Source organism: Streptomyces sp. NPDC048353 (assembly GCF_055587165.1).
In genome coordinates this window covers 54,979-72,823 of the sequence record NZ_JBVJGU010000008.1, presented here as the reverse complement: position 1 = coordinate 72,823, position 17,845 = coordinate 54,979, and the positions used below count along the sequence as shown (strand labels likewise).

The 17,845-nt window shown below is 70.8% G+C and carries 18 protein-coding genes; 8 read left to right on the top strand and 10 right to left on the bottom strand.

The genetic code is table 11. The features are described 5' to 3' along the window. Window positions 1–249 precede the first annotated feature (249 nt). Both ACZ6RC_RS26515 and ACZ6RC_RS26510 read left to right on the top strand, forming a co-directional pair. On the top strand, window positions 250–3,600 hold the full coding sequence (locus tag ACZ6RC_RS26515) for a hypothetical protein (RefSeq protein WP_469587661.1): 3,351 nt from the start codon (window positions 250–252) through the stop codon (window positions 3,598–3,600). A 39-nt stretch (window positions 3,601–3,639) separates the two neighbouring features. Further along, entirely contained in the window at window positions 3,640–4,299 is a 660-nt protein-coding gene (locus tag ACZ6RC_RS26510; RefSeq protein WP_453617532.1) for a pyridoxine/pyridoxamine 5'-phosphate oxidase, read from the top strand. A 139-nt stretch (window positions 4,300–4,438) separates the two neighbouring features. Here the strand turns inward: ACZ6RC_RS26510 and ACZ6RC_RS26505 are convergent, their stop codons facing one another. The 7 genes from ACZ6RC_RS26505 to ACZ6RC_RS26475 all read right to left on the bottom strand — a co-directional run bounded on the left by ACZ6RC_RS26505 (window position 4,439) and on the right by ACZ6RC_RS26475 (window position 10,656). Further along, the gene (locus ACZ6RC_RS26505) at window positions 4,439–5,089 is read right to left on the bottom strand and encodes a TetR/AcrR family transcriptional regulator (protein WP_391145969.1); all 651 of its coding nucleotides are present in this window, start codon (window positions 5,087–5,089) and stop codon (window positions 4,439–4,441) included. 164 nt (window positions 5,090–5,253) lie between these two features. Further along, on the bottom strand, window positions 5,254–6,591 hold the full coding sequence (locus ACZ6RC_RS26500) for a dicarboxylate/amino acid:cation symporter (RefSeq protein WP_469587656.1): 1,338 nt from the start codon (window positions 6,589–6,591) through the stop codon (window positions 5,254–5,256). Between the two features lie 380 nt (window positions 6,592–6,971). Further along, on the bottom strand, window positions 6,972–7,220 hold the full coding sequence (locus ACZ6RC_RS26495; RefSeq protein WP_391146150.1) for a DUF4229 domain-containing protein: 249 nt from the start codon (window positions 7,218–7,220) through the stop codon (window positions 6,972–6,974). A gap of 119 nt (window positions 7,221–7,339) precedes the next feature. Then, entirely contained in the window at window positions 7,340–7,876 is a 537-nt protein-coding gene (locus tag ACZ6RC_RS26490; RefSeq protein ID WP_453617535.1) for a GNAT family N-acetyltransferase, read from the bottom strand. 138 nt (window positions 7,877–8,014) lie between these two features. Beyond that, window positions 8,015–9,178, bottom strand: coding sequence for an aminofutalosine synthase MqnE (gene mqnE, locus ACZ6RC_RS26485; protein ID WP_391145973.1), 1,164 nt, complete (start codon window positions 9,176–9,178; stop codon window positions 8,015–8,017). A gap of 140 nt (window positions 9,179–9,318) precedes the next feature. Further along, window positions 9,319–9,774 (bottom strand): Lrp/AsnC family transcriptional regulator, encoded by a 456-nt coding sequence (locus ACZ6RC_RS26480; RefSeq protein ID WP_391146152.1) that lies wholly within the window; start codon window positions 9,772–9,774, stop codon window positions 9,319–9,321. Between the two features lie 195 nt (window positions 9,775–9,969). Further along, the gene (locus ACZ6RC_RS26475) at window positions 9,970–10,656 is read right to left on the bottom strand and encodes a UbiX family flavin prenyltransferase (protein ID WP_469587651.1); all 687 of its coding nucleotides are present in this window, start codon (window positions 10,654–10,656) and stop codon (window positions 9,970–9,972) included. 92 nt (window positions 10,657–10,748) lie between these two features. On the opposite strand from ACZ6RC_RS26475, the gene ACZ6RC_RS26470 reads away from it, so the two are divergent. Next, the gene (locus ACZ6RC_RS26470) at window positions 10,749–11,354 is read left to right on the top strand and encodes a rhomboid family intramembrane serine protease (protein ID WP_469587648.1); all 606 of its coding nucleotides are present in this window, start codon (window positions 10,749–10,751) and stop codon (window positions 11,352–11,354) included. A gap of 18 nt (window positions 11,355–11,372) precedes the next feature. On the opposite strand, the gene mqnP is transcribed toward ACZ6RC_RS26470, so the two are convergent. Both mqnP and ACZ6RC_RS26460 read right to left on the bottom strand, forming a co-directional pair. Further along, entirely contained in the window at window positions 11,373–12,275 is a 903-nt protein-coding gene (gene mqnP, locus ACZ6RC_RS26465) for a menaquinone biosynthesis prenyltransferase MqnP (protein WP_469587644.1), read from the bottom strand. Next, a complete protein-coding gene (locus ACZ6RC_RS26460) occupies window positions 12,272–13,729 on the bottom strand; it encodes a menaquinone biosynthesis decarboxylase (RefSeq protein ID WP_391145981.1) in 1,458 nt (485 codons plus the stop codon). The genes mqnP and ACZ6RC_RS26460 overlap by 4 nt, the downstream gene beginning before the upstream one ends. A gap of 89 nt (window positions 13,730–13,818) precedes the next feature. On the opposite strand from ACZ6RC_RS26460, the gene ACZ6RC_RS26455 reads away from it, so the two are divergent. Further along, a complete protein-coding gene (locus ACZ6RC_RS26455; RefSeq protein WP_391145984.1) occupies window positions 13,819–14,208 on the top strand; it encodes a PLD nuclease N-terminal domain-containing protein in 390 nt (129 codons plus the stop codon). Window position 14,209: 1 nt separating this feature from the next. Further along, window positions 14,210–15,094 carry a LysR family transcriptional regulator gene (locus tag ACZ6RC_RS26450; protein WP_469587640.1) on the top strand — a complete coding sequence of 295 codons (885 nt, stop codon included), beginning with the start codon at window positions 14,210–14,212 and terminating at the stop codon, window positions 15,092–15,094. On the opposite strand, the gene ACZ6RC_RS26445 is transcribed toward ACZ6RC_RS26450, so the two are convergent. After that, complete coding sequence (locus tag ACZ6RC_RS26445) at window positions 14,997–15,926, bottom strand: DMT family transporter (protein ID WP_391145990.1); 930 nt, start codon at window positions 15,924–15,926, stop codon at window positions 14,997–14,999. The genes ACZ6RC_RS26450 and ACZ6RC_RS26445 overlap by 98 nt on opposite strands. Window positions 15,927–16,103: 177 nt before the next feature. On the opposite strand from ACZ6RC_RS26445, the gene ACZ6RC_RS26440 reads away from it, so the two are divergent. From ACZ6RC_RS26440 to ACZ6RC_RS26430, 3 genes are read left to right on the top strand one after another with little or no spacing between them, the layout of a single operon-like run. Beyond that, a complete protein-coding gene (locus tag ACZ6RC_RS26440) occupies window positions 16,104–16,322 on the top strand; it encodes a hypothetical protein (protein ID WP_469587638.1) in 219 nt (72 codons plus the stop codon). Next, entirely contained in the window at window positions 16,309–16,848 is a 540-nt protein-coding gene (locus ACZ6RC_RS26435) for a DUF6879 family protein (RefSeq protein WP_469587634.1), read from the top strand. Before ACZ6RC_RS26440 ends, ACZ6RC_RS26435 begins: the two co-directional genes overlap by 14 nt. After that, window positions 16,830–17,678 carry a helix-turn-helix domain-containing protein gene (locus ACZ6RC_RS26430; RefSeq protein WP_469588102.1) on the top strand — a complete coding sequence of 283 codons (849 nt, stop codon included), beginning with the start codon at window positions 16,830–16,832 and terminating at the stop codon, window positions 17,676–17,678. The genes ACZ6RC_RS26435 and ACZ6RC_RS26430 overlap by 19 nt, the downstream gene beginning before the upstream one ends. Window positions 17,679–17,845: the final 167 nt, after the last annotated feature.

Genomic DNA, 17,845 nt, shown 5'->3' with positions numbered 1-17,845 from the left:
CCGCGGACCGGAGCGCGGGGCCGACGGCCCGCGGGGCGTTTGAACGAGTTCGAATGGGACTTCCGAGGCGTGAGAGGCCGCTGTTACGATCCAGGTCCCGGCGGGGGGCCGCAGGAGCGGCCGAGCGAACGGCCGCGGGGAAGCCGCGCAGGCCACCGCACCACGAGCCCTCCCACGCCGGTCCAGGCATTCATGGGGAGGGACCCACCCTTGCAGTCCTTGCATCGCCCTGCGCGCACGCGCAGAACCGTGGCCGCGACCACCGCGTTCGGCATCGCCGCCGGCCTGTGCGTCGCGGGCGGCGCCGCCACGCCCGCCGTCGCCGACGAACCCGCCGCGACCGAGATCGTCGTCCCGGACCCGGGGAGCTACACCCCGCGCGAGGACCTCCTGAAGCACGCCGGCGCCACCGGCTACGCCCACACGCTGCAAGGCACCGGCACCGTCTGGACCGACTACGCCACCGGTACCGACACCCCGATCACCCCCGAGCTCGCGACGGGCCACTCCGGCCTCTCCGCCACGATCAGCGGCGAGTCCCCCGACCAGCCGCGCACGGTCACCGTCACCGCCCCGGCGACCGGGGCCGGGAAGACCGTCACGCTCCCCGGCGGCTGGATCTGGGCCAAGGCCTACACCGCCGACAGCGCCCTCGCGTACACCCAGGACGCGGACGGCGGGCTCACCTCGCTGAGCCTGTGGCGGGCGTCGGCCGACGGCGCCGCGACGGAGCGTCCGATAGCCGACCCGCCCGCCGCGTCCGGCCCCCCGGTCGTCGTCCAGCAGGACACCCGGGGCGCGGTGATCCGGGCCAGGACCACCGACGGGACCGGCCTCTACCTCCTCGACTACGCCTCCGCGAGCCTGAAGCGGCTCCCGGACGCCTTCGCCGCCAACGCCTCCGTCGTCCTGGGCGAGCGCCACGTCGTCGCGCACGCGCCCTTCGCCCCGGAGGTCCACTCCGTCCCCCGCGACACCCCGGCCGCGGCCCCCGTCAGGACGCCGCTGCCCGCGGCGACCGGCGCGGAGGGCCCCGGCCTGTCGTTCTCGGTCGTGGGCGACTCCCTGCTCTTCCAGCGCCCGCTGACGTCGCCGCACAACGAGTTCGAGCGGGGCAACGCGGTCCGCGCGGTCCCGATCGGCGGCGGCACGGTGACCGATCTGCTCGGGCGCGCCCAGGAGAAGGGCTTCGTCCTCACCCCCGGCGGCGCCGTCCTCGTCGCGGGCGGTACGAACGCCCGCGACTGGGCCGTCCGCCGCATCGTCCCCGGCACCGTCGGGACCGGCGGCACGGTCGGCGCGCCGCAGGTGGAGACCGTACGGAAGATCCCGCAGATCCCGGCGACGTACCGCGGCCTCGCCCTGGGCGGCGGACGTCTGAGCTACCTCGCCGACACCGAGTCCTACGGCATGACCGGCCTCTACGACGTCGACACCACCTCGGTCTTCCCCACCACCGCGAGGCTGCGGACCAAGGCGATCTCGCCGCGCCCCGGCCTCGTCTCCCTCGGCGACGGCTACACGGCCTACGCGCAGGACAACTCCCTCTACTCCCCCCTCACCGCCACGTCGACCCGCATGGCGGGCCTGCCGGGCCCCGGTGAGGTCGTCGACGCGGCAGGGCGTTACGCACTCGTCCGCAGCGGCGGCACCATCTGGGTCGCCGACCTGGAGAACCACCACGTCTCCACGCCGGACGTGCCGCTCACGCTCACCGACCCGGCCGCCGCGCTGTGGGACGCCAAGGTCTGGAAGCCCGCCGCCGCCGTCGGCCAGGTCAACTCCTACGACCTGACGACGAAGGCCACCTCCGCCCCCGTCGACCTCGGCTCCGGCTGCAAGCCCACCGAACTCCAGGCCGTGGGCCGCTGGCTCTACTGGGCCTGCGGCGCCGGCAAGGCGGGTGTCCACGACCTGACCCTGAAGAAGGGCGTCACGGTCCCGACCGGGGAGGCCCTCCTCGGTGACGGCTTCGTCGTCCGCTACGAGGGCGACAAGCTCCGGCTCACCGACGCCGCCACCGGGCAGACCGCGGACTTCGCCGACCTGCCCGCCTCGGCGTCCGGCTCGGGCCGCCGCGCCACCTGGACCGTCGACAAGTTCGGCGGCGACGTCGCGTACGTCGACGCCCAGAGCCGCATCCACGTCAGGAAGGTCGAGCTGCCCCGCCAGCCGATGACCGCCCTGCGCTCGTCCGTTCCCCCCGTCCTGTCCTTCACGGACCAGGTCGGCCTGGAGCCGGAGGTGTCCTGGGCGCCCGTGTGGCGGTTCTCCCGCCCGGTCGGCCCCTGGCGGATCGAGGTCAAGGACCGGAACGGCCAGATCGTGCACTCCACCGGCGGCTCCGTCGGAGACGGCGCCGGCGTCGAGACGAAGTGGAACGGTACGGGCGCGGGCCGCGGCCTGCTCGACGGCGACTACACCTGGTCGCTGCGGGTCCTCCCGGTCGGCGGCGTCGCCCCCGGCGACGAGCGGACGCTGACCGGCACGGTCCGGCTGGAGGGCAGCTCGCTGACGTCCGACCGGGGTACGTACGTGCCGATCACCCCGACCCGGATCATGGACACCCGCAGCGGCCTCGGCGTGCCCCAGGGCAAGCTCGGCGCCGGCGGATGGGCACGGCTGAAGGTCGCGGGCGCAGCCGGCCTCCCCAGCCTGACGGTCGCCTCCGTCGTCCTGAACGTCACCGCCACCAACCCGACGGCGTCGAGCTTCGTCTCCGTCTACCCCGACGGCACACCCGTCACCAGCGCCTCCAACCTCAACTTCAAGGCGGGCAGGACCGTCTCGAACCTGGTGAAGGTCCCGGTGGTCAACGGCTACGTCGACTTCTACAACAAGAGCGGTGAGGTCGACCTGGTCGCCGACATCGCCGGCTACTACTCCAGCCGCTCCGGCGGCTCCACCTACCAGCCGGTCACCCCGCGCCGCCTGATGGACACCCGGGCCGGGCTCGGCGTGCCGAAGACCAAGGTCGGCGCGGGCGGCACGGTGACGCTCGCCGTCAGCGAGCCCGGCGCCACCGCCGCCGTGCTCAACGTGACCGCCACCAACCCGACGGCGTCGAGCTTCGTCTCGGTCTACCCGTACGGGACGACCCGCACCGCCGCGTCGAACCTCAACTTCACCGCCGGCCAGACCGTGCCCAACCTGGTCGTCGTGCCGGTGAAGGACGGCAAGGTCACCTTCTACAACCGGGCCGGCACGGTCGACCTCATCGCCGACGTCGCCGGCTACTACAAGCTCGGGGGCGGCGCCTCCTTCACCGGCATGCAGCCCAAGCGGCTGATGGACACCCGGGCCGGGCTCGGCGTGCCGAAGGCCAAGGTCGGCGCGGGCGGCACGGTCACCCTGACCGTCGGGACGAAGTACACCGCCCTGGCCATGAACGTGACCGCGACCAACCCGACGGCGTCCGGCTTCGTCTCGGTCTACCCCTACGGGACCCAGCGGACCTCCGCCTCGAACCTCAACTTCACCGCCGGCCAGACCATCCCCAACCTGGTCGTCGTCCCGGTGAAGGACGGCAAGGTCACCTTCTACAACCACGCCGGCACGGTCGACCTCATCGCCGACGTCGCCGGCTACTACACCCACTGACCCACCCACGCAGAGCCGCAGGGCCTCATGATGAACGCCATGAACGATGCGCGTTTCCACGAGGCCCTGCGGTCTCTTCGTGTCTGGGACACCGAGCTGCCCGCCTTTGACCCCGAGGCCGCCCCCGACGCCCCCCTGGACCTCTTCCACCACTGGTTCGTCGAGGCCGCCGACGCCGGCGCCGTCGAGCCGCAGACGATGTCCCTGGCCACGGTCGACACGGCCGGCCGGCCCGACGTCCGGATCGTCATGCTGCACGACGCCGACGCACGGGGCTGGCACTTCGCCTCGCACGTCACCAGCGCCAAGGGCCGCCAGCTCGCCGCCCGCCCCGACGCCGCGCTCCTCTTCTACTGGCCGAAGCTCGGCCGCCAGGTCCGGCTGCGCGGCCGGGTGACGACCGGGACGCCGGAGGAGGCGTACGCCTCCCTCCACGCCCGCACCACCGGCGCCCTCGCCTCCGCCCTGGTCGGCAGGCAGAGCGAGGTCCTGCCCTCCCTGGACACCCTCGCCGAGGCGAGCGCCGCCGCCTGGGAGCGGGCGAGCGCCGAGCCGGAGGCCGAGGCGAAGACCTGGACGCGGTACGTCCTCGACCCGACCGAGGCCGAGTTCTTCCAGGGCGACGTCCGGCGACGGCACGTCCGCCTGCGCTACCGCCGGGAGGGCGCGGCCTGGGTCCGCGAACTGCTCTGGCCGTGACCCGGAGCGGGGCGTACGGACGAGATCCACCCCGTGCCGCTCATGGTGCGAGGGAGCATCGGCGCCCCCGCCTCACCAGGCGTGGCGCCGTGCCGACCCGGCACCGGCGAGCGGCCGCACCCGACCGGCTCCGCCGGGCTCAACGCGGAGACCAGCGCTCGTTCTTCATGAGGTTGCCGAGGCCCGCCCAGGAGAAGTTCATCAGCGTGGTCGCCGCCTCCCTGGCCGTCATCCCGGACGTCTCGTTGACCCACCCGGCCAGCGACTCCGCCGCACCGGCGAGCGCCTGCGCGAGCCCGGCCACGTCCCGCTCGGCCAACTCCGGGTCGCGATGCGTCTCGCGGTGCGTCTCCCGCGCCGCGGCCCCGATCAGCGTCCCCACGTAGGCCACGATCTCCCCCCGCATCCGCGCCGCCTCCCCGGCGAACGGCTCCCCCTGAGTGCGCGCCTGCCGGTTCAGCACCGCCCAGCCGTAAGGGTGCTCGGCGGTGTGCGTGAAGAAGGCGAGCAGCCCGGCCCACAACTGCTCCTCGGCCGTCAGCTCCGGATCGACCGCACCGGCCACGGCCTCCAGCAACGCCTGTGCCTCGCGCCGGATGCAGGCGGTGAAGAGGTCTTCCTTGGAGTTCAGATACAGATAGACGAGCGGCTTGGAGACCCCGGCCAGCTCGGCGATGTCGTCCATGGACGCCGCCTGGTACCCCCGCTGCCCGAACGTCTGCACGGCAGCGTCCATCATCTGCCGCTCACGCACGGCGCGCGGCAGCCGCTTCGCCTTCGTGGCACCCACGTCGGACATCCTTCCACCCCCGGCTGGCTGACTCGCGGGCTAGAGCCTACGTCTCCTCACGCCGGCCGGGTGCGGGCCAGGAGAGGCGGGCTTTTCGGAACGGGTCCCGGAACGCCGCGATGCCCGCACCCCCGAGGGGCACGGGCATCGCACTGCGGAAACGGTCAGGCCGTGACCGGGACCGGGACCTTCCGGTCGGTCTCGCGGGACTCGGGCTCGTCCACCGGGGACGAGGTGGCCGCGTTGTACTTCTCGACGTCCAGGATCTTCTCCCGGGCGGCGACCACGACGGGAACCAGCGCCTGACCTGCGACGTTCGTAGCCGTCCTCATCATATCCAGGATCGGGTCGATCGCCATCAGCAGGCCGACGCCCTCCAGCGGGAGGCCAAGGGTCGAGAGGGTCAACGTCAGCATGACCGTCGCGCCGGTGAGGCCCGCGGTGGCCGCGGAGCCGACGACCGAGACGAAGGCGATCAGGAGGTAGTCCTGGATGCCGAGCTGGACGTCGAAGATCTGCGCGATGAAGATCGCGGCGAGCGCCGGGTAGATCGCGGCGCAGCCGTCCATCTTGGTGGTGGCGCCGAACGGGACGGCGAAGGAGGCGTACTCCTTCGGTACGCCGAGGCGCTCGGTGACCTTCTGGGTGACCGGCATGGTGCCGACCGAGGAGCGGGAGACGAAGGCCAGCTGGATGGCCGGCCAGGCGCCCTTGAAGAACTGGATCGGGTTGACCTTGGCGACCGTGGCGAGCAGCAGCGGGTAGACACCGAAGAGGACCAGGGCGCAGCCGATGTAGACGTCGGCGGTGAAGGTCGCGTACTTGCCGATCAGCTCCCAGCCGTAGTCGGCGATGGCGAAGCCGATGAGGCCGATGGTGCCGATGGGGGCGAGGCGGATGACCCACCAGAGGGCCTTCTGCAGCAGCTCCAGGACGGACTCGGAGAGGTTCAGGATCGGCTGGGCCCGGTCGCCGAGCTTCAGTGCGGCGATGCCGGCGACGGCGGCCATGAAGACGATCTGCAGGACGTTGAGCTCGGTGAACGGGGTGATGACGTCGGTGGGGACGATCCCGGTCAGGAAGTCGATCCAGGTGCCCTCGCGCTTCGGCAGCTTGCCGTCCTGCGGGGTGAGGCCGGTGCCGGCGCCGGGGTTGGTGAGCAGGCCGATGGCGAGGCCGATGGCGACCGCGATCAGCGAGGTGATCATGAACCAGACGAGGGTCTGGGCCGCCAGCCGGGCGGCGTTGTTGACCTTGCGCAGGTTGGTGATCGACACCAGGATCGCGAAGAAGACGAGCGGGGCGACGGCCAGCTTCAGGAGCTGGACGAAGATGTCGCCGACCTGGCCGAGGGTCTCCTTGAGCCAGCTGATGTCCTGGCTGCGGGCGAGCCAGCCGAGCAGGACGCCGAGGACGAGACCGGCGACGATCTGGGCCCAGAAGGGGACCTTGGGTATGCGGGACGGGGACTTCGTCTCGGACGTGGTCGCGGACGCGGACACAGACACACTCCACAGGTGCGTATCGGGGTAATACGGGGACGGGGGTGCGGTACACACGCGCTCGGGCGGTACCGCTGCATGATGCCGGGGTCAGAGCTCGCGGCAACAGACCGCGGACATACAGCGGCACAGATCGACATGCAGGCGCGCCACGAGCGGGACGCTCACGGCATCGGGGAGGCGCACTGCGGTCTTCATGCCGAACACGTTAACACTTGAACTTTGAGAACCTCAAAGCACTTCTTTGGGGGTAGGACCCCGGCTCGGGCCTGGGAAACGAAGAACACCCCGATCAGGAGCCTTCGAAGCTCTCGATCGGGGTGTGCTCGTGTGGTGCTGTGAGGAACCTTACGGCGGGCCGTGCGGCCGGCGGGGGCTCGTTATGCCGCGTCCTCCTGCGACCGGTTCGCCTCCAGGCGCCCCTTGGCGCGGTCGACCTTGGCGACGATCTGCGCCGACATCGCGTCCCGCTGCCGGCGCAGCAGCACGAAGCTGAGCGGCGCGGAGATCACGACGGAGAGGGCGAGGACCCAGAGGAGGTTGGAGTCGCCGAGGCCGCGCGGCAGGACGCCGAGGTAGACCAGGCCCCAGAGGGCGAGGAAGCAGCCGGCGAAGACGCCGAGCCGCATGAGGGTGTAGCGGAAGGTGGCGGCACCCGTCCCGTTCTCGGACACGACGGCCCCTTTCTCTGCTTGCCCGGCTGCACGGGAGTGCCCGGAGCGCTGGATTGCCCGACTAGTGAAGCACGCTACGAAATGGCGGGGTCCAGCGGGAGCAGCATGAGGATGTCGTCGCGGTCGTCGCCGTCGGCCACGCGGATCGCGCCGGGCACCCGTCCGACCTCCTTGTAGCCGCAGGAGGCGTAGAAGTGCTCGACGCCGGTGCCGCCGCGGCAGGAGAGCCGGATGGCGTCGATCCCGTCGAAGCCGCGGACCTCGCGTTCGGCGGCCGCCATGAGGTCGCGGCCGTATCCCTTGCCCTGGTGGGAGGGGTGGACCATGACGGTGTAGAGCCAGACCCAGTGCTTCATCAGCCGGTGGGTGTTGTACGCGACGAAGGCGGTGGCGGCGACGGTGCCGTCCCGCTCGAAGCCGACGACGACCCGCATCCGCCCCTCGGCCATGGCGACCAGGTGCTTGACCAGCTGGGGCCGCACCTCGTCGGGCGTGACCGGCGGCACGAAGCCGACGGCGCCGCCCGCGTTGGAGACGTCCGCCCACAGGCGCAGGATGCCGTCCCGCAGGGCGGGGGTGACCGGGGGATCCAGCTCAAAGGTAAGGGGCATGAAAAAAGATTAGCCATTACCTCCCGGCTCGCTCAAGAGCCGCGGGACCCGCCCGGGCAGAGGCGCGGGGCCACCCGGGCGGATCCACAGGACCCGCCCCGGTCGTCCCGGCCGCCCCCCGGCCGTCCCGGCCGCGCGTCAGACCCGCATCGGCTGCGGCGACTCCCGGAGCCCGGCGTCCGGACCCGGGTACTCGCGGATGATCTCGTACCGCGTGTTCCGCTCCACCGGCCGGAAACCGGCGTCCCGGATCAGTTCGAGCAGATCGTCGCGGGTGAGCTTGTTCGGCGTGCCGTAGTTGTCGGCGTCGTGCGTGATCTTGTACTCGACGACCGAGCCGTCCATGTCGTCCGCGCCGTGCTGGAGCGCCAGTTGGGCGGTCTGGACGCCGTGCATCACCCAGAAGACCTTGACGTGCGGCACGTTGTCGAAGAGGAGCCGGGAGACCGCGAAGGTCTTCAGGGCCTCGGCGCCGGTCGCCATGGTCGTGCGCGCCTGGAGCTTGTTGCGGACCTTGCCGTCCTGCATGTCCACGAAGTCGTGCTGGTAGCGCAGCGGGATGAAGACCTGGAAGCCGCCGGTCTCGTCCTGGAGTTCCCGCAGCCGCAGCACGTGGTCGACGCGGTGACGGGGCTCCTCGATGTGCCCGTACAGCATCGTCGAGGGGGTCTTGAGGCCCTTCTCGTGCGCGAGGCGGTGGATCCGGGACCAGTCCTCCCAGTGGGTGCGGTGGTCCACGATGTGCTGCCGGACCTCCCAGTCGAAGATCTCCGCGCCGCCGCCGGTCAGGGACTCCAGGCCGGCCTCGATCAGCTCGTCGAGGATGTCCGAGGCGGACATGCCGGAGATCGTCTCGAAGTGGTGGATCTCGGTGGCGGTGAACGCCTTGAGCGAGACGTCCGGCAGCGCCTTCTTCAGCTCGGAGAGCGAGCGCGGGTAGTAGCGCCAGGGGAGGTTGGGGTGGAGCCCGTTGACGATGTGCAGCTCGGTGAGGTTCTCGCCCTCCATCGCCTTGGCGAGGCGGACGGCCTCCTCGATGCGCATCGTGTACGCGTCCTTCTCGCCCGGCTTGCGCTGGAACGAGCAGTACGCGCAGGACGCGGTGCACACGTTGGTCATGTTGAGGTGGCGGTTGACGTTGAAGTGGACGACGTCGCCGTTCTTACGGGTCCGGACCTCGTGCGCCAGGCCGCCGAGCCAGGCCAGGTCGTCGGAGTCGTAGAGGGCGATCCCGTCCTCACGGCTCAGCCGCTCACCGGCGCGGACCTTCTCCTCCAGCTCGCGCTTGAGCCCAGCGTCCATGAACGGCCGCCTCCCATGTATCAATCGTCAAACAGGCTCCACCACCGTACTCCCCCGCCCTCCGGCCGAGGTGACCCCCATGGAGGCTCCGTGTCGCTCCCCCGGGAAGCTCCGCGTCGCCCGGCCACGGCGGCCCGGTGTCACTCCTCCTCGGGGAGGTCTCCGACCCGGTTCTCCCACTTGGTGGAGAGGACGATCGTCGTACGGGTCCGGGAGACGCCCTTGGTGCCGGAGAGGCGGCGGATCGTCTTCTCCAGGCCGTCGACGTCGTTGACCCGCACCTTGAGCATGTAGGAGTCGTCGCCGGCGATGAACCAGCAGTCCTCGATCTCGGCGAGGTCCTTCAGCCGGCGCGCCACGTCCTCGTGGTCGGCGGCGTCGGAGAGGGAGATGCCGATGAGGGCGGTGACGCCGAGGCCGAGCGAGGCGGCGTCGACGGTGGCGCGGTACCCGGTGATGACGCCGGCCGCCTCGAGACGGTTGATGCGGTCGGTGACGGAGGGGCCGGAGAGCCCGACGAGCCGGCCGAGCTCGGCGTACGAAGCCCTGCCGTTCTCGCGCAGAGCCTGGATGAGCTGCCTGTCCACGGCGTCCATGAGTATGAAGCCTTCCATTGTCCAGCGATACCGCGAGTTAAGTATGAAATCTAAGGTACACAGGATGTATCACCCTGCGATCTTTCAAGCGTGGCGATCTTTCACCCGTGACGAAGCGTAAGGAAGAGCGCCGAAGCGCGAGCGGGCGGGCGGGAGCGGGTGGCAGCGGGACGGCCGGCTCCGGCCGCCCGGGGGCTAGTCGGGGCGGGAGGCCCCTCCGAGCTCTCCCTCCCAGCGGCGGTACAGCCGGTGGGGCACCCCCGCCGCGTCGAGGACCCGCCCGGCGACGAAGTCCACCAGGTCCTGGATGTGCGTGGCCCCCGCGTAGAACGCCGGGGACGCGGGCAGCACCACGGCGCCCGCCTCGTCCAGCGCGACCAGGGCCTTGAGCGTCTGCCCGCTCAGCGGGGTCTCCCGTACGGCCACCACCAGCGGCCGCCGCTCCTTGAGCGTCACGCTCGCCGTCCGCTGCAGCAGGTCCTTGGAGAGGCCCAGGGCCACCCCCGCGACCGAGGCGGTCGAGGCCGGGACGATGAGCATGCCCTTCACCGGATACGACCCCGACGAGGGGCCGGCGGCCAGGTCCCCGGCCGCCCAGTACCGGACGTCGCCCAGGTCGAGCGCGTCCCCCGCGAAGGTGTCCGGCTTGCCGTCGGCGCCCCGGGCCAGCCACGTCGCCAGGTCCTCGCGCCAGTGCGCGTCCCGGAACGCGATCCCCGTCTCGTCGAGCAGCGTCAGCCGCGACGCCCGCGACACGACCAGGTCGACGCTCTCCCCCGCTGCGAGCAGCCCCCTCAGCACGGCGGCGGCGTACGGGGTCCCCGACGCGCCGGACACCCCCACCACCCAGGGACGACGCTGCTGTTCCTCTACCGGCTCCACACCCACGAGCCTATCCGGCCCGCCCGGCACGGAACTGAGTAAGGTGGCCCGGACGTTTCCGGGGGGAAGCGCACGACCGCAGGGGGGCTGCGATGACCGACCCGCACACCCGTCGCTGGACCTCCGCCGACCGGGGCAAGGCCGCCGGCAAGATGATGCTCGTCTGGGTGGCCGCCCTCTGGCTGCTCGAAGCCGTCGACCACGCCACCGGCCACGCCCTCGACGCGTACGGCATCGTCGCCCGCGACCCCGACGGGCTCGGCGGGATCATCACCGCCCCGTTCCTGCACTTCGGCTTCGACCACGTCGCCTCCAACAGCGTGCCGCTGCTGGTCTTCGGCTTCTTCGCCGCCCTCGGCGGCATCCGCCGCTTCCTCGCCGTCTGCGCCCTGATCGTCGTCGCCGACGGCCTGGGCGTCTGGCTGCTCTCCCCGACGGACTCCATCACGGCGGGCGCCTCGGGCCTCGTCTTCGGCCTCTTCGGCTATCTGGTGATCCGGGGCTTCGTGGAGCGCAGGATCCTCGGCATCGCCGTGGGCGTGACCATCGCCGCGATCTGGGGCGGCACCATGCTCCTCGGCGTGCTGCCCAGCGACAGCGCGGTGAGCTGGCAGGCCCACCTCGTCGGCCTGGTGGCCGGCGTGGGCGCGGCCTTCCTCTTCCGCCCGGCCGACCGCAGCCCGGCCCTCGCCCCCTGAGGCTCGGCCCCCGAGGCCCTAGACCGTCAGGCCGCGCACCATCAGGTCGAGCAGCGCGCACACGAAGAGCGAGATCCCGATGAAGCCGTTCGTGGTGAAGAAGGCCCGGTTCAGCCGGGACAGGTCGTGCGGCTTCACGATCGTGTGCTCGTAGCAGAACGCCACCACCACGATCACCAGGCCCGCCCAGAAGAACAGCCCCGCCTGTGTGAGCAGCGCGTACCAGACGAGCAGCCCCGTCGTCACGACCGCCGAACCCCGCGCCCCCCAGAGCGCCGCCGGGATGCCGAAGCGCGCCGGGACCGACTTCACGCCGTGGGCGCGGTCGGCCTGGACGTCCTGGCAGGCGAAGATCAGGTCGAAGCCGCCGATCCAGACCCCGACCGCGAGGCCGAGGACGACCGCGTCCCAGGACCACTCCCCGGTCACCGCGATCCAGGCTCCGATCGGCCCCATGGCCTGGGCGAGTCCCAGGATCGCGTGCGGGAAGTCCGTGAACCGCTTCCCGTACGGATAGATCACCATCGGCACGACGGCGAGCGGCGCGAGCGCCAGGCAGAGCGGGTTGAGCAGCGCCGCCGTCCCGAGGAACACGACGACGGCGATCCCCGCGCCGGTCCATGCGGAGCGCACCGAGACGGCTCCGGTGACCAGTTCCCGGCCGGCCGTACGCGGGTTCCGGGCGTCGATCTCCCGGTCGATGATCCGGTTGCAGGCCATCGCGAAGGTCCGCAGACCCACCATGCAGACGGTGACGAGCAGCAGCGTGACCCAGTGGACGCTCCGGTCCAGCCGGAACATCGCCGTGAGGGAGGCGATGTACGCGAAGGGCAGCGCGAAGACCGAGTGCTCGATCATCACCAGTCGGAGGAAGGCCTTCGTGCGTCCGGGGGCCGGGACGGCGGCGGCGGCGCCGGTCACAGGCCGTACTCCTTCCAGCGCCGGTCCACGAGGGCCGCCGTCGCCGGGTCGGACTCGACCATGTCCGGCCAGCCGCCGTCGCGGGTGTAGCCCTCCTCGGGGAGCTTCCTGGTCGCGTCGATGCCGGCCTTGCCGCCCCAGAACTGCTGGTAGGAGGCGTGGTCGAGGTGGTCCACCGGGCCCTCCACGACGGTGAGGTCGCGGGCGTAGTCGGTGTTGCCGAGCGCGCGCCAGGACACCTCGTGCAGGTCGTGGACGTCGCAGTCCTTGTCCACGACGACGATGAGCTTGGTCAGCGACATCATGTGCGCGCCCCAGATGGCGTGCATGACCTTCTGCGCGTGCTTCGGGTACTTCTTGTCGATCGAGATGATCGCGCAGTTGTGGAAGCCGCCCGACTCCGGCAGGTGGTAGTCGACGATGTCCGGCACGATGATCTTGAGCAGGGGGAGGAAGAAACGCTCCGTCGCCCGCCCCAGCGGCCCGTCCTCGGTCGGCGGCCGGCCGACCACGATCGACTGGAGCAGCGGGCGCTTCCGCATCGTCACGCAGTCGATCTTCAGCGCCGGGAAGGGCTCCTGCGGGGTGTAGAAGCCGGTGTGGTCGCCGAAGGGGCCCTCCGGCAGCATCTCGCCCGGCTCCAGCCAGCCCTCGACGACGACCTCGGCGTGCGCCGGGACCTGGAGCGGGACCGTCTTGCAGTCGACCATCTCGATCCGCTTGCCCTGCACGAAGCCGGCGAAGAGGTACTCGTCGATGTCGCCGGGCAGCGGCGCCGTCGAGGCGTACGTCACGGCCGGCGGGCAGCCGAAGGCGATGGCGACCGGCAGCCGCTCGCCGCGCTCGGCGGCCACCGCGTAGTGGTTGCGGCTGTCCTTGTGGATCTGCCAGTGCATGCCGATGGTGCGCTTGTCGTGCCGCTGGAGTCGGTAGAGACCGAGGTTGCGCACGCCGGTCTCGGGGTGCTTGGTGTGCGTGAGGCCGAGGTTGAAGAAGGACCCGCCGTCCTTGGGCCAGGTGAAGAGCGCGGGCAGCGCGTCCAGGTCGACGTCGTCGCCGGTGAGGACGACCTCCTGGACGGGGGCCTGGTCGGACTTCACCTTCTTCGGCGGTACGTGGACCATCGAGCCCAGCTTGCCGAAGGCCTCCCGGACACCGACGAAGCCGTGCGGCAGCTCGGGCTTGAGCAGCCCGCCGATCTTCTCGCCGATCTCGGCGTACGACTTCAGACCGAGCGACTTCAGGAGCCGCCGGTCCGTGCCGAAGACGTTCATCGCGAGCGGCATGGCGGAGCCCTTGACGTTCTCGAAGAGGAGCGCCGGGCCTCCCGCCTTGTTCACCCGGTCGACGATCTCCCCGACCTCCAGGTACGGGTCGACTTCGGCCTTGATGCGCTTGAGGTCGCCTTCGCGTTCCAGGGCCCTGAGCAGCGAGCGGAGATCGTCGTAAGCCATAGGGGTCAGTATCCGCCACCGGCTAGGCTGGGCTCGTCACCGGGGCCGTCGAAACGGGCCCCGCCATTGCTTCCAGGGGGCTGTCCCACATGCTCAGGGCACTGATGTACATCCTGCCGCTGGCGCTGACGATCTACGCCTTCATCGACTGCCTCAACACCCCCGAGGACGAGGCCAAGCACCTGCCCAAGGTCGTCTGGGTCATCATCATCCTGCTGTTCTGGATCGTCGGACCGATCGTCTGGTTCGCCGCCGGCAAGACGCGCCGTGCCCGCGCCGGAGGCCGGACGCCCTCCGAGTGGCACCGCGAGCACCGCTCGGAGTGGGTCGCCCCCGACGACAACCCCGACTTCCTCGCCTCCCTCCGCGAGGAGAACCAGAAGGACGAGGCCGTCCTCAAGGACTGGGAGGCGGACCTGCGCCGCCGCGAGGAGGAGCTGCGCAAGCGCGAGCAGGGTGACGAGGGCGAGAAGTCCTGACATGGAGTTGCGGCTCCTGGCCACCTTCGAGAAGGTCGCGACGGTCCTCTCCTTCACCCGCGCCGCCTCCGAGCTGACGTACGCCCAGTCCAGCGTGACCGGCCAGATCCGCTCCCTGGAGGACTCCCTCGGGGTGGAGTTGTTCGAGCGGCTGGGCAGCCGGATCCGGCTCACCGAGGCGGGCGAGCGGCTGCTGCCGTACGCCCGCCGGATGCTGGAGCTCGCCGAGGAGGCGCGGGCGGCGGTCGTGGCGGCCGACGAGCCGTCGGGGACGATCGCCGTCGGCACGATGGAGTCGCTGACCTCCTACCGTCTGCCGCCGCTCCTGGAGCTCTTCCACCACCGCTATCCGCGGGTGCGGCTGACCCTGCGCCCGACGCTCGGCGACGAGACCCGGCAGGCGCTCCGCCAGGGGACGTACGACATCGGTTTCCTCATGGAGCCGGAGACCGCCCACGCGGGCCTGGAGAGCGAGGTCCTCGCGGCGGAGCCGCTGGTGCTGGTGGCCGCGCCCGGCAGTCCGCTGGCCGGGCGGGCGGGGCTGACCGGCGCGGATCTCGCGGCGGCGCGGCTGGTCGGCACGGAGCCGGGCTGCCCGTACCGCGACCTCTTCGAGGAGGAGCTGCGGCAGTGGGCGCCGCCGTTCATGGAGTTCGGCACGATCGAGGCGACCAAGCGGGGGGTGGCGGCGGGCCTGGGGATCGCCCTGCTGCCCCGGGTCGCCGTCTCCGAGGAGCTGGCGTCCGGGGCGCTGGTGGCGCTGGACTGGGAGCCGCCGTTCACGCTGTTCACGCAGATCGCGTGGCGGCGGGGGAAGCGGCTTCCGGCGCATGTGCGGCTGTTCGTGGAGCAGGCGCGGCGGCTGGTGTCCGAACAGCGAGGGTGACCTTGAGGCTGGCGAGGACGATCAGCGGGACGCCGAGCGCCTGGACGAGGCCGATGTGGTGCCCGTACACCGCCCAGTCGGCGACCATCGCGACGGCCGGGTAGGTGAAGGCGAGCACGGCGATCTTGGCGGTGGGCAGCTTCTGGTAGGCCGCGTACATCAGGACGTACATCAGGCCGGTGTGGATCAGCCCGAGGCCGACGAGCCAGCCCCAGCCGCCGCCGAGCCGGGAGGCGGCGCCGAAGTCGGCGAAGGGCAGCAGCAGGGGAAGGCCGACCAGGACCTGGATCAGGGCGATCAGGTGGGGCCGGACCCCGGTGATCCGCTTGGTGACGATCGTCGACAGCGCGTAGAGCACGGCGGCGGCGAGGGCGAGCCCGAGGCCCTTGAGGGAGGCGGTGTCCCCGGGGCGTATCCCGGAGACGAGGACCAGCCCCACGAACGCGACGGCGAGCCAGCCGACCTTGCCGGCGGTGATCCGCTCCCGGAACAGCACGGCGCCGAGGACCACCAGGAAGAACGGCTGGGTGTGGTAGACGACGGTGGCGAAGGAGATCGAGGTGGCCTCGTACGCCTCGAAGAGGAACACCCAGTTGAAGACGATGAAGACCCCGCCGAGGGCGGCGAGCCCGAAGGTCCTCGGGGTGAGGCCGTGCCCGGTGAAGTACCCGCGTGCCAGGCTGTACGCCCCGAGGGCGACCGCCCCGAAGAGGCACCGGAAGAACACCACGTCGAAGGGCGAGGCCCCGGACTCGACGACGAAGATGCCGAGGGTGCCGGAGAGCACCATGGCGAGGGTGAGTTCGAGGGTTCCCCTGGTTTCGTTTCGCATGCCCATGACGCTACGAAGGGGGACGGGGGCGGTCCACGGGCCAGTGGGGCGTCCTGCCGATGGGGGCATCGGCGGAGCCGATGGCTTTCCCGTTCCGGAAAGCCGAAAGCCTTGACCTTGATCACGAGAGGTCGGGAGCATCGAGCCCGGGGCAACCTACGACAAGAGGGGGAAGCCGTGACCGCCGAGCCGCTGCGCAAGCTCTCCGGAGACCCGGGCTGCAAGAACGGCACCTGTCCCACCCTGTGGGCCAAGACCGCCACGGGAGACTACGTGGTGCAGGGCTATGCCATCACCGACCCTTCGGAGCTGGCACAACTCGGTCTCCCGGAGGGGGAGTCCGCCGTACGCATCCCCGCCGCCCTGCTCGAGGACTACTTCCGTGCCCGCGGATAGGGGAGAGTCGCCGCAGCTCCTGGAGGGCGAAGAGTTCGGCCGTCTCTTCGAGACGTTCGAGCGAACCGCGTTCCGGCTCGAGACCCTCGCCGTGTACGACGTCGAGGGCGAGCGCGAAGAGATGGCCCGGTTCTTCGCCGGCGAGGACATGGGCCCTGAATGGGTCGACAATCCTTGGGTCCGATCGATGACCGACCGGGGCAAACAGGTGGCCCGGGTCCACGTCCTCACGTCACCACTCACCGAATACCTGCGCTACGAGCTGGCCGCCTACCCCGGCAACATCGCGGCCGGGGAGACCATCGGCATCATCGATCTCGCCGAAAGGACAGTGGAAGGTCTGCCGGACCACGACTTCTGGCTCTTCGACGAACGTCAGGTGTATCGCATGCACTACACCCCCCAGGGCGTCTTCCTCGGCGGCGAGTTGCTGCCACCCGACCGTCTGGCGGACTACCTGGGCCATCGGGACACGGCCATGGCCTTGGCGGTGCCGTTCGCGGACTACTGGGAGCGGCGCCGCTGAGTACGGAATCCCTTGGTAGGGCCCTACGGGCGCTTCGGGAAGCGTCGGCCATGACCGGCGACGCCGTCGCCCGCAGGGCTTCCATGTCTCCGGGCAAGCTCTCGAAGATCGAGAACGACAAGGCTCGGCCGACCGTCCAGGATGTCGACCTGATCCTGAGCGCACTCGGGGTCTCCGACGCGGTGAAGAACGAGTTCGTGGTCGCCGCCCGCGCGGAAGCCACGGAAGCCACTGCGTGGCGGCTCTTGCGCCGCATGGGCGCGTGGAAACACCAGAACACCATCCGAGCCATCGAGGCCGGCACCACCAGACTCCGGCTGTTCCAGGGGCAGCTCGTTCCCGGGCTGCTTCAGACACCGGAGTACATGGCAGCAGTCTTCGGGCTTCCCCCGGCCCTGCCGGAGGAGACCCTGGCACGAACCATGACCGCACGGATCGGGAGACAGGCGGCTCTGCACGAGCCAGGCCGGTCCTTCCACTTCTTGGTGTGCGAGCACGTCCTGCGGTGGATGGTCTGCGAGCCATCCGTGATGGCGCTCCAGCTGGACCGGCTCGTCTCCCTGTCCCGGCTCCCCAACGTCTCCCTCGGAGTCGTTCCGGCCGGTCCCCGCATGCCCGACTTCCCTATGAACTGCTTCAGCCTGCACGACGACCGCCTGGCGATCATCGAAACGTTCCACGCCGAATACACCACCCGCGACCCGAAGGACGTACGGACATACGCCGACACCTTCCACAGGTTCGCTTCCGTGAGCTTGCACGGCGACGCCATGCGTGCCCTTGTCGAAAGCATCCGGGACGAGTTCTTGCCCCCACGGGAAAGCCACTAGATCTCGCCTCTTGCCGCGGCCACGCTCTCAGGAGCAACGGACGACCGACGAGAGGGAGTTCCATCACATGTCCAGCAACAGCGGGAAGGGCAGCGGGGGCAGCGGAAGCGGAGGGAGTCACGGTGGCGGGTCGGCGCCGATCTCCACACCTCCTCCGCCGCCCCCGC

Excerpts from the sequence above, each read along its gene's own strand:
- ACZ6RC_RS26510 (WP_453617532.1), top strand. The coding sequence starts at position 3,640 with ATGAACGATGCGCGTTTCCACGAGGCCCTGCGGTCTCTTCGTGTCTGG.
- ACZ6RC_RS26495 (WP_391146150.1), bottom strand. The coding sequence starts at position 7,220 with ATGCGGCTCGGCGTCTTCGCCGGCTGCTTCCTCGCCCTCTGGGGCCTG.
- ACZ6RC_RS26490 (WP_453617535.1), bottom strand. The coding sequence starts at position 7,876 with ATGCCCCTTACCTTTGAGCTGGATCCCCCGGTCACCCCCGCCCTGCGG.
- mqnE (WP_391145973.1), bottom strand. The coding sequence starts at position 9,178 with ATGGACGCTGGGCTCAAGCGCGAGCTGGAGGAGAAGGTCCGCGCCGGT.
- ACZ6RC_RS26480 (WP_391146152.1), bottom strand. The coding sequence starts at position 9,774 with ATGGACGCCGTGGACAGGCAGCTCATCCAGGCTCTGCGCGAGAACGGC.
- ACZ6RC_RS26470 (WP_469587648.1), top strand. The coding sequence starts at position 10,749 with ATGACCGACCCGCACACCCGTCGCTGGACCTCCGCCGACCGGGGCAAG.
- ACZ6RC_RS26460 (WP_391145981.1), bottom strand. The coding sequence starts at position 13,729 with ATGGCTTACGACGATCTCCGCTCGCTGCTCAGGGCCCTGGAACGCGAA.
- ACZ6RC_RS26455 (WP_391145984.1), top strand. The coding sequence starts at position 13,819 with ATGCTCAGGGCACTGATGTACATCCTGCCGCTGGCGCTGACGATCTAC.
- ACZ6RC_RS26450 (WP_469587640.1), top strand. The coding sequence starts at position 14,210 with ATGGAGTTGCGGCTCCTGGCCACCTTCGAGAAGGTCGCGACGGTCCTC.
- ACZ6RC_RS26445 (WP_391145990.1), bottom strand. The coding sequence starts at position 15,926 with ATGCGAAACGAAACCAGGGGAACCCTCGAACTCACCCTCGCCATGGTG.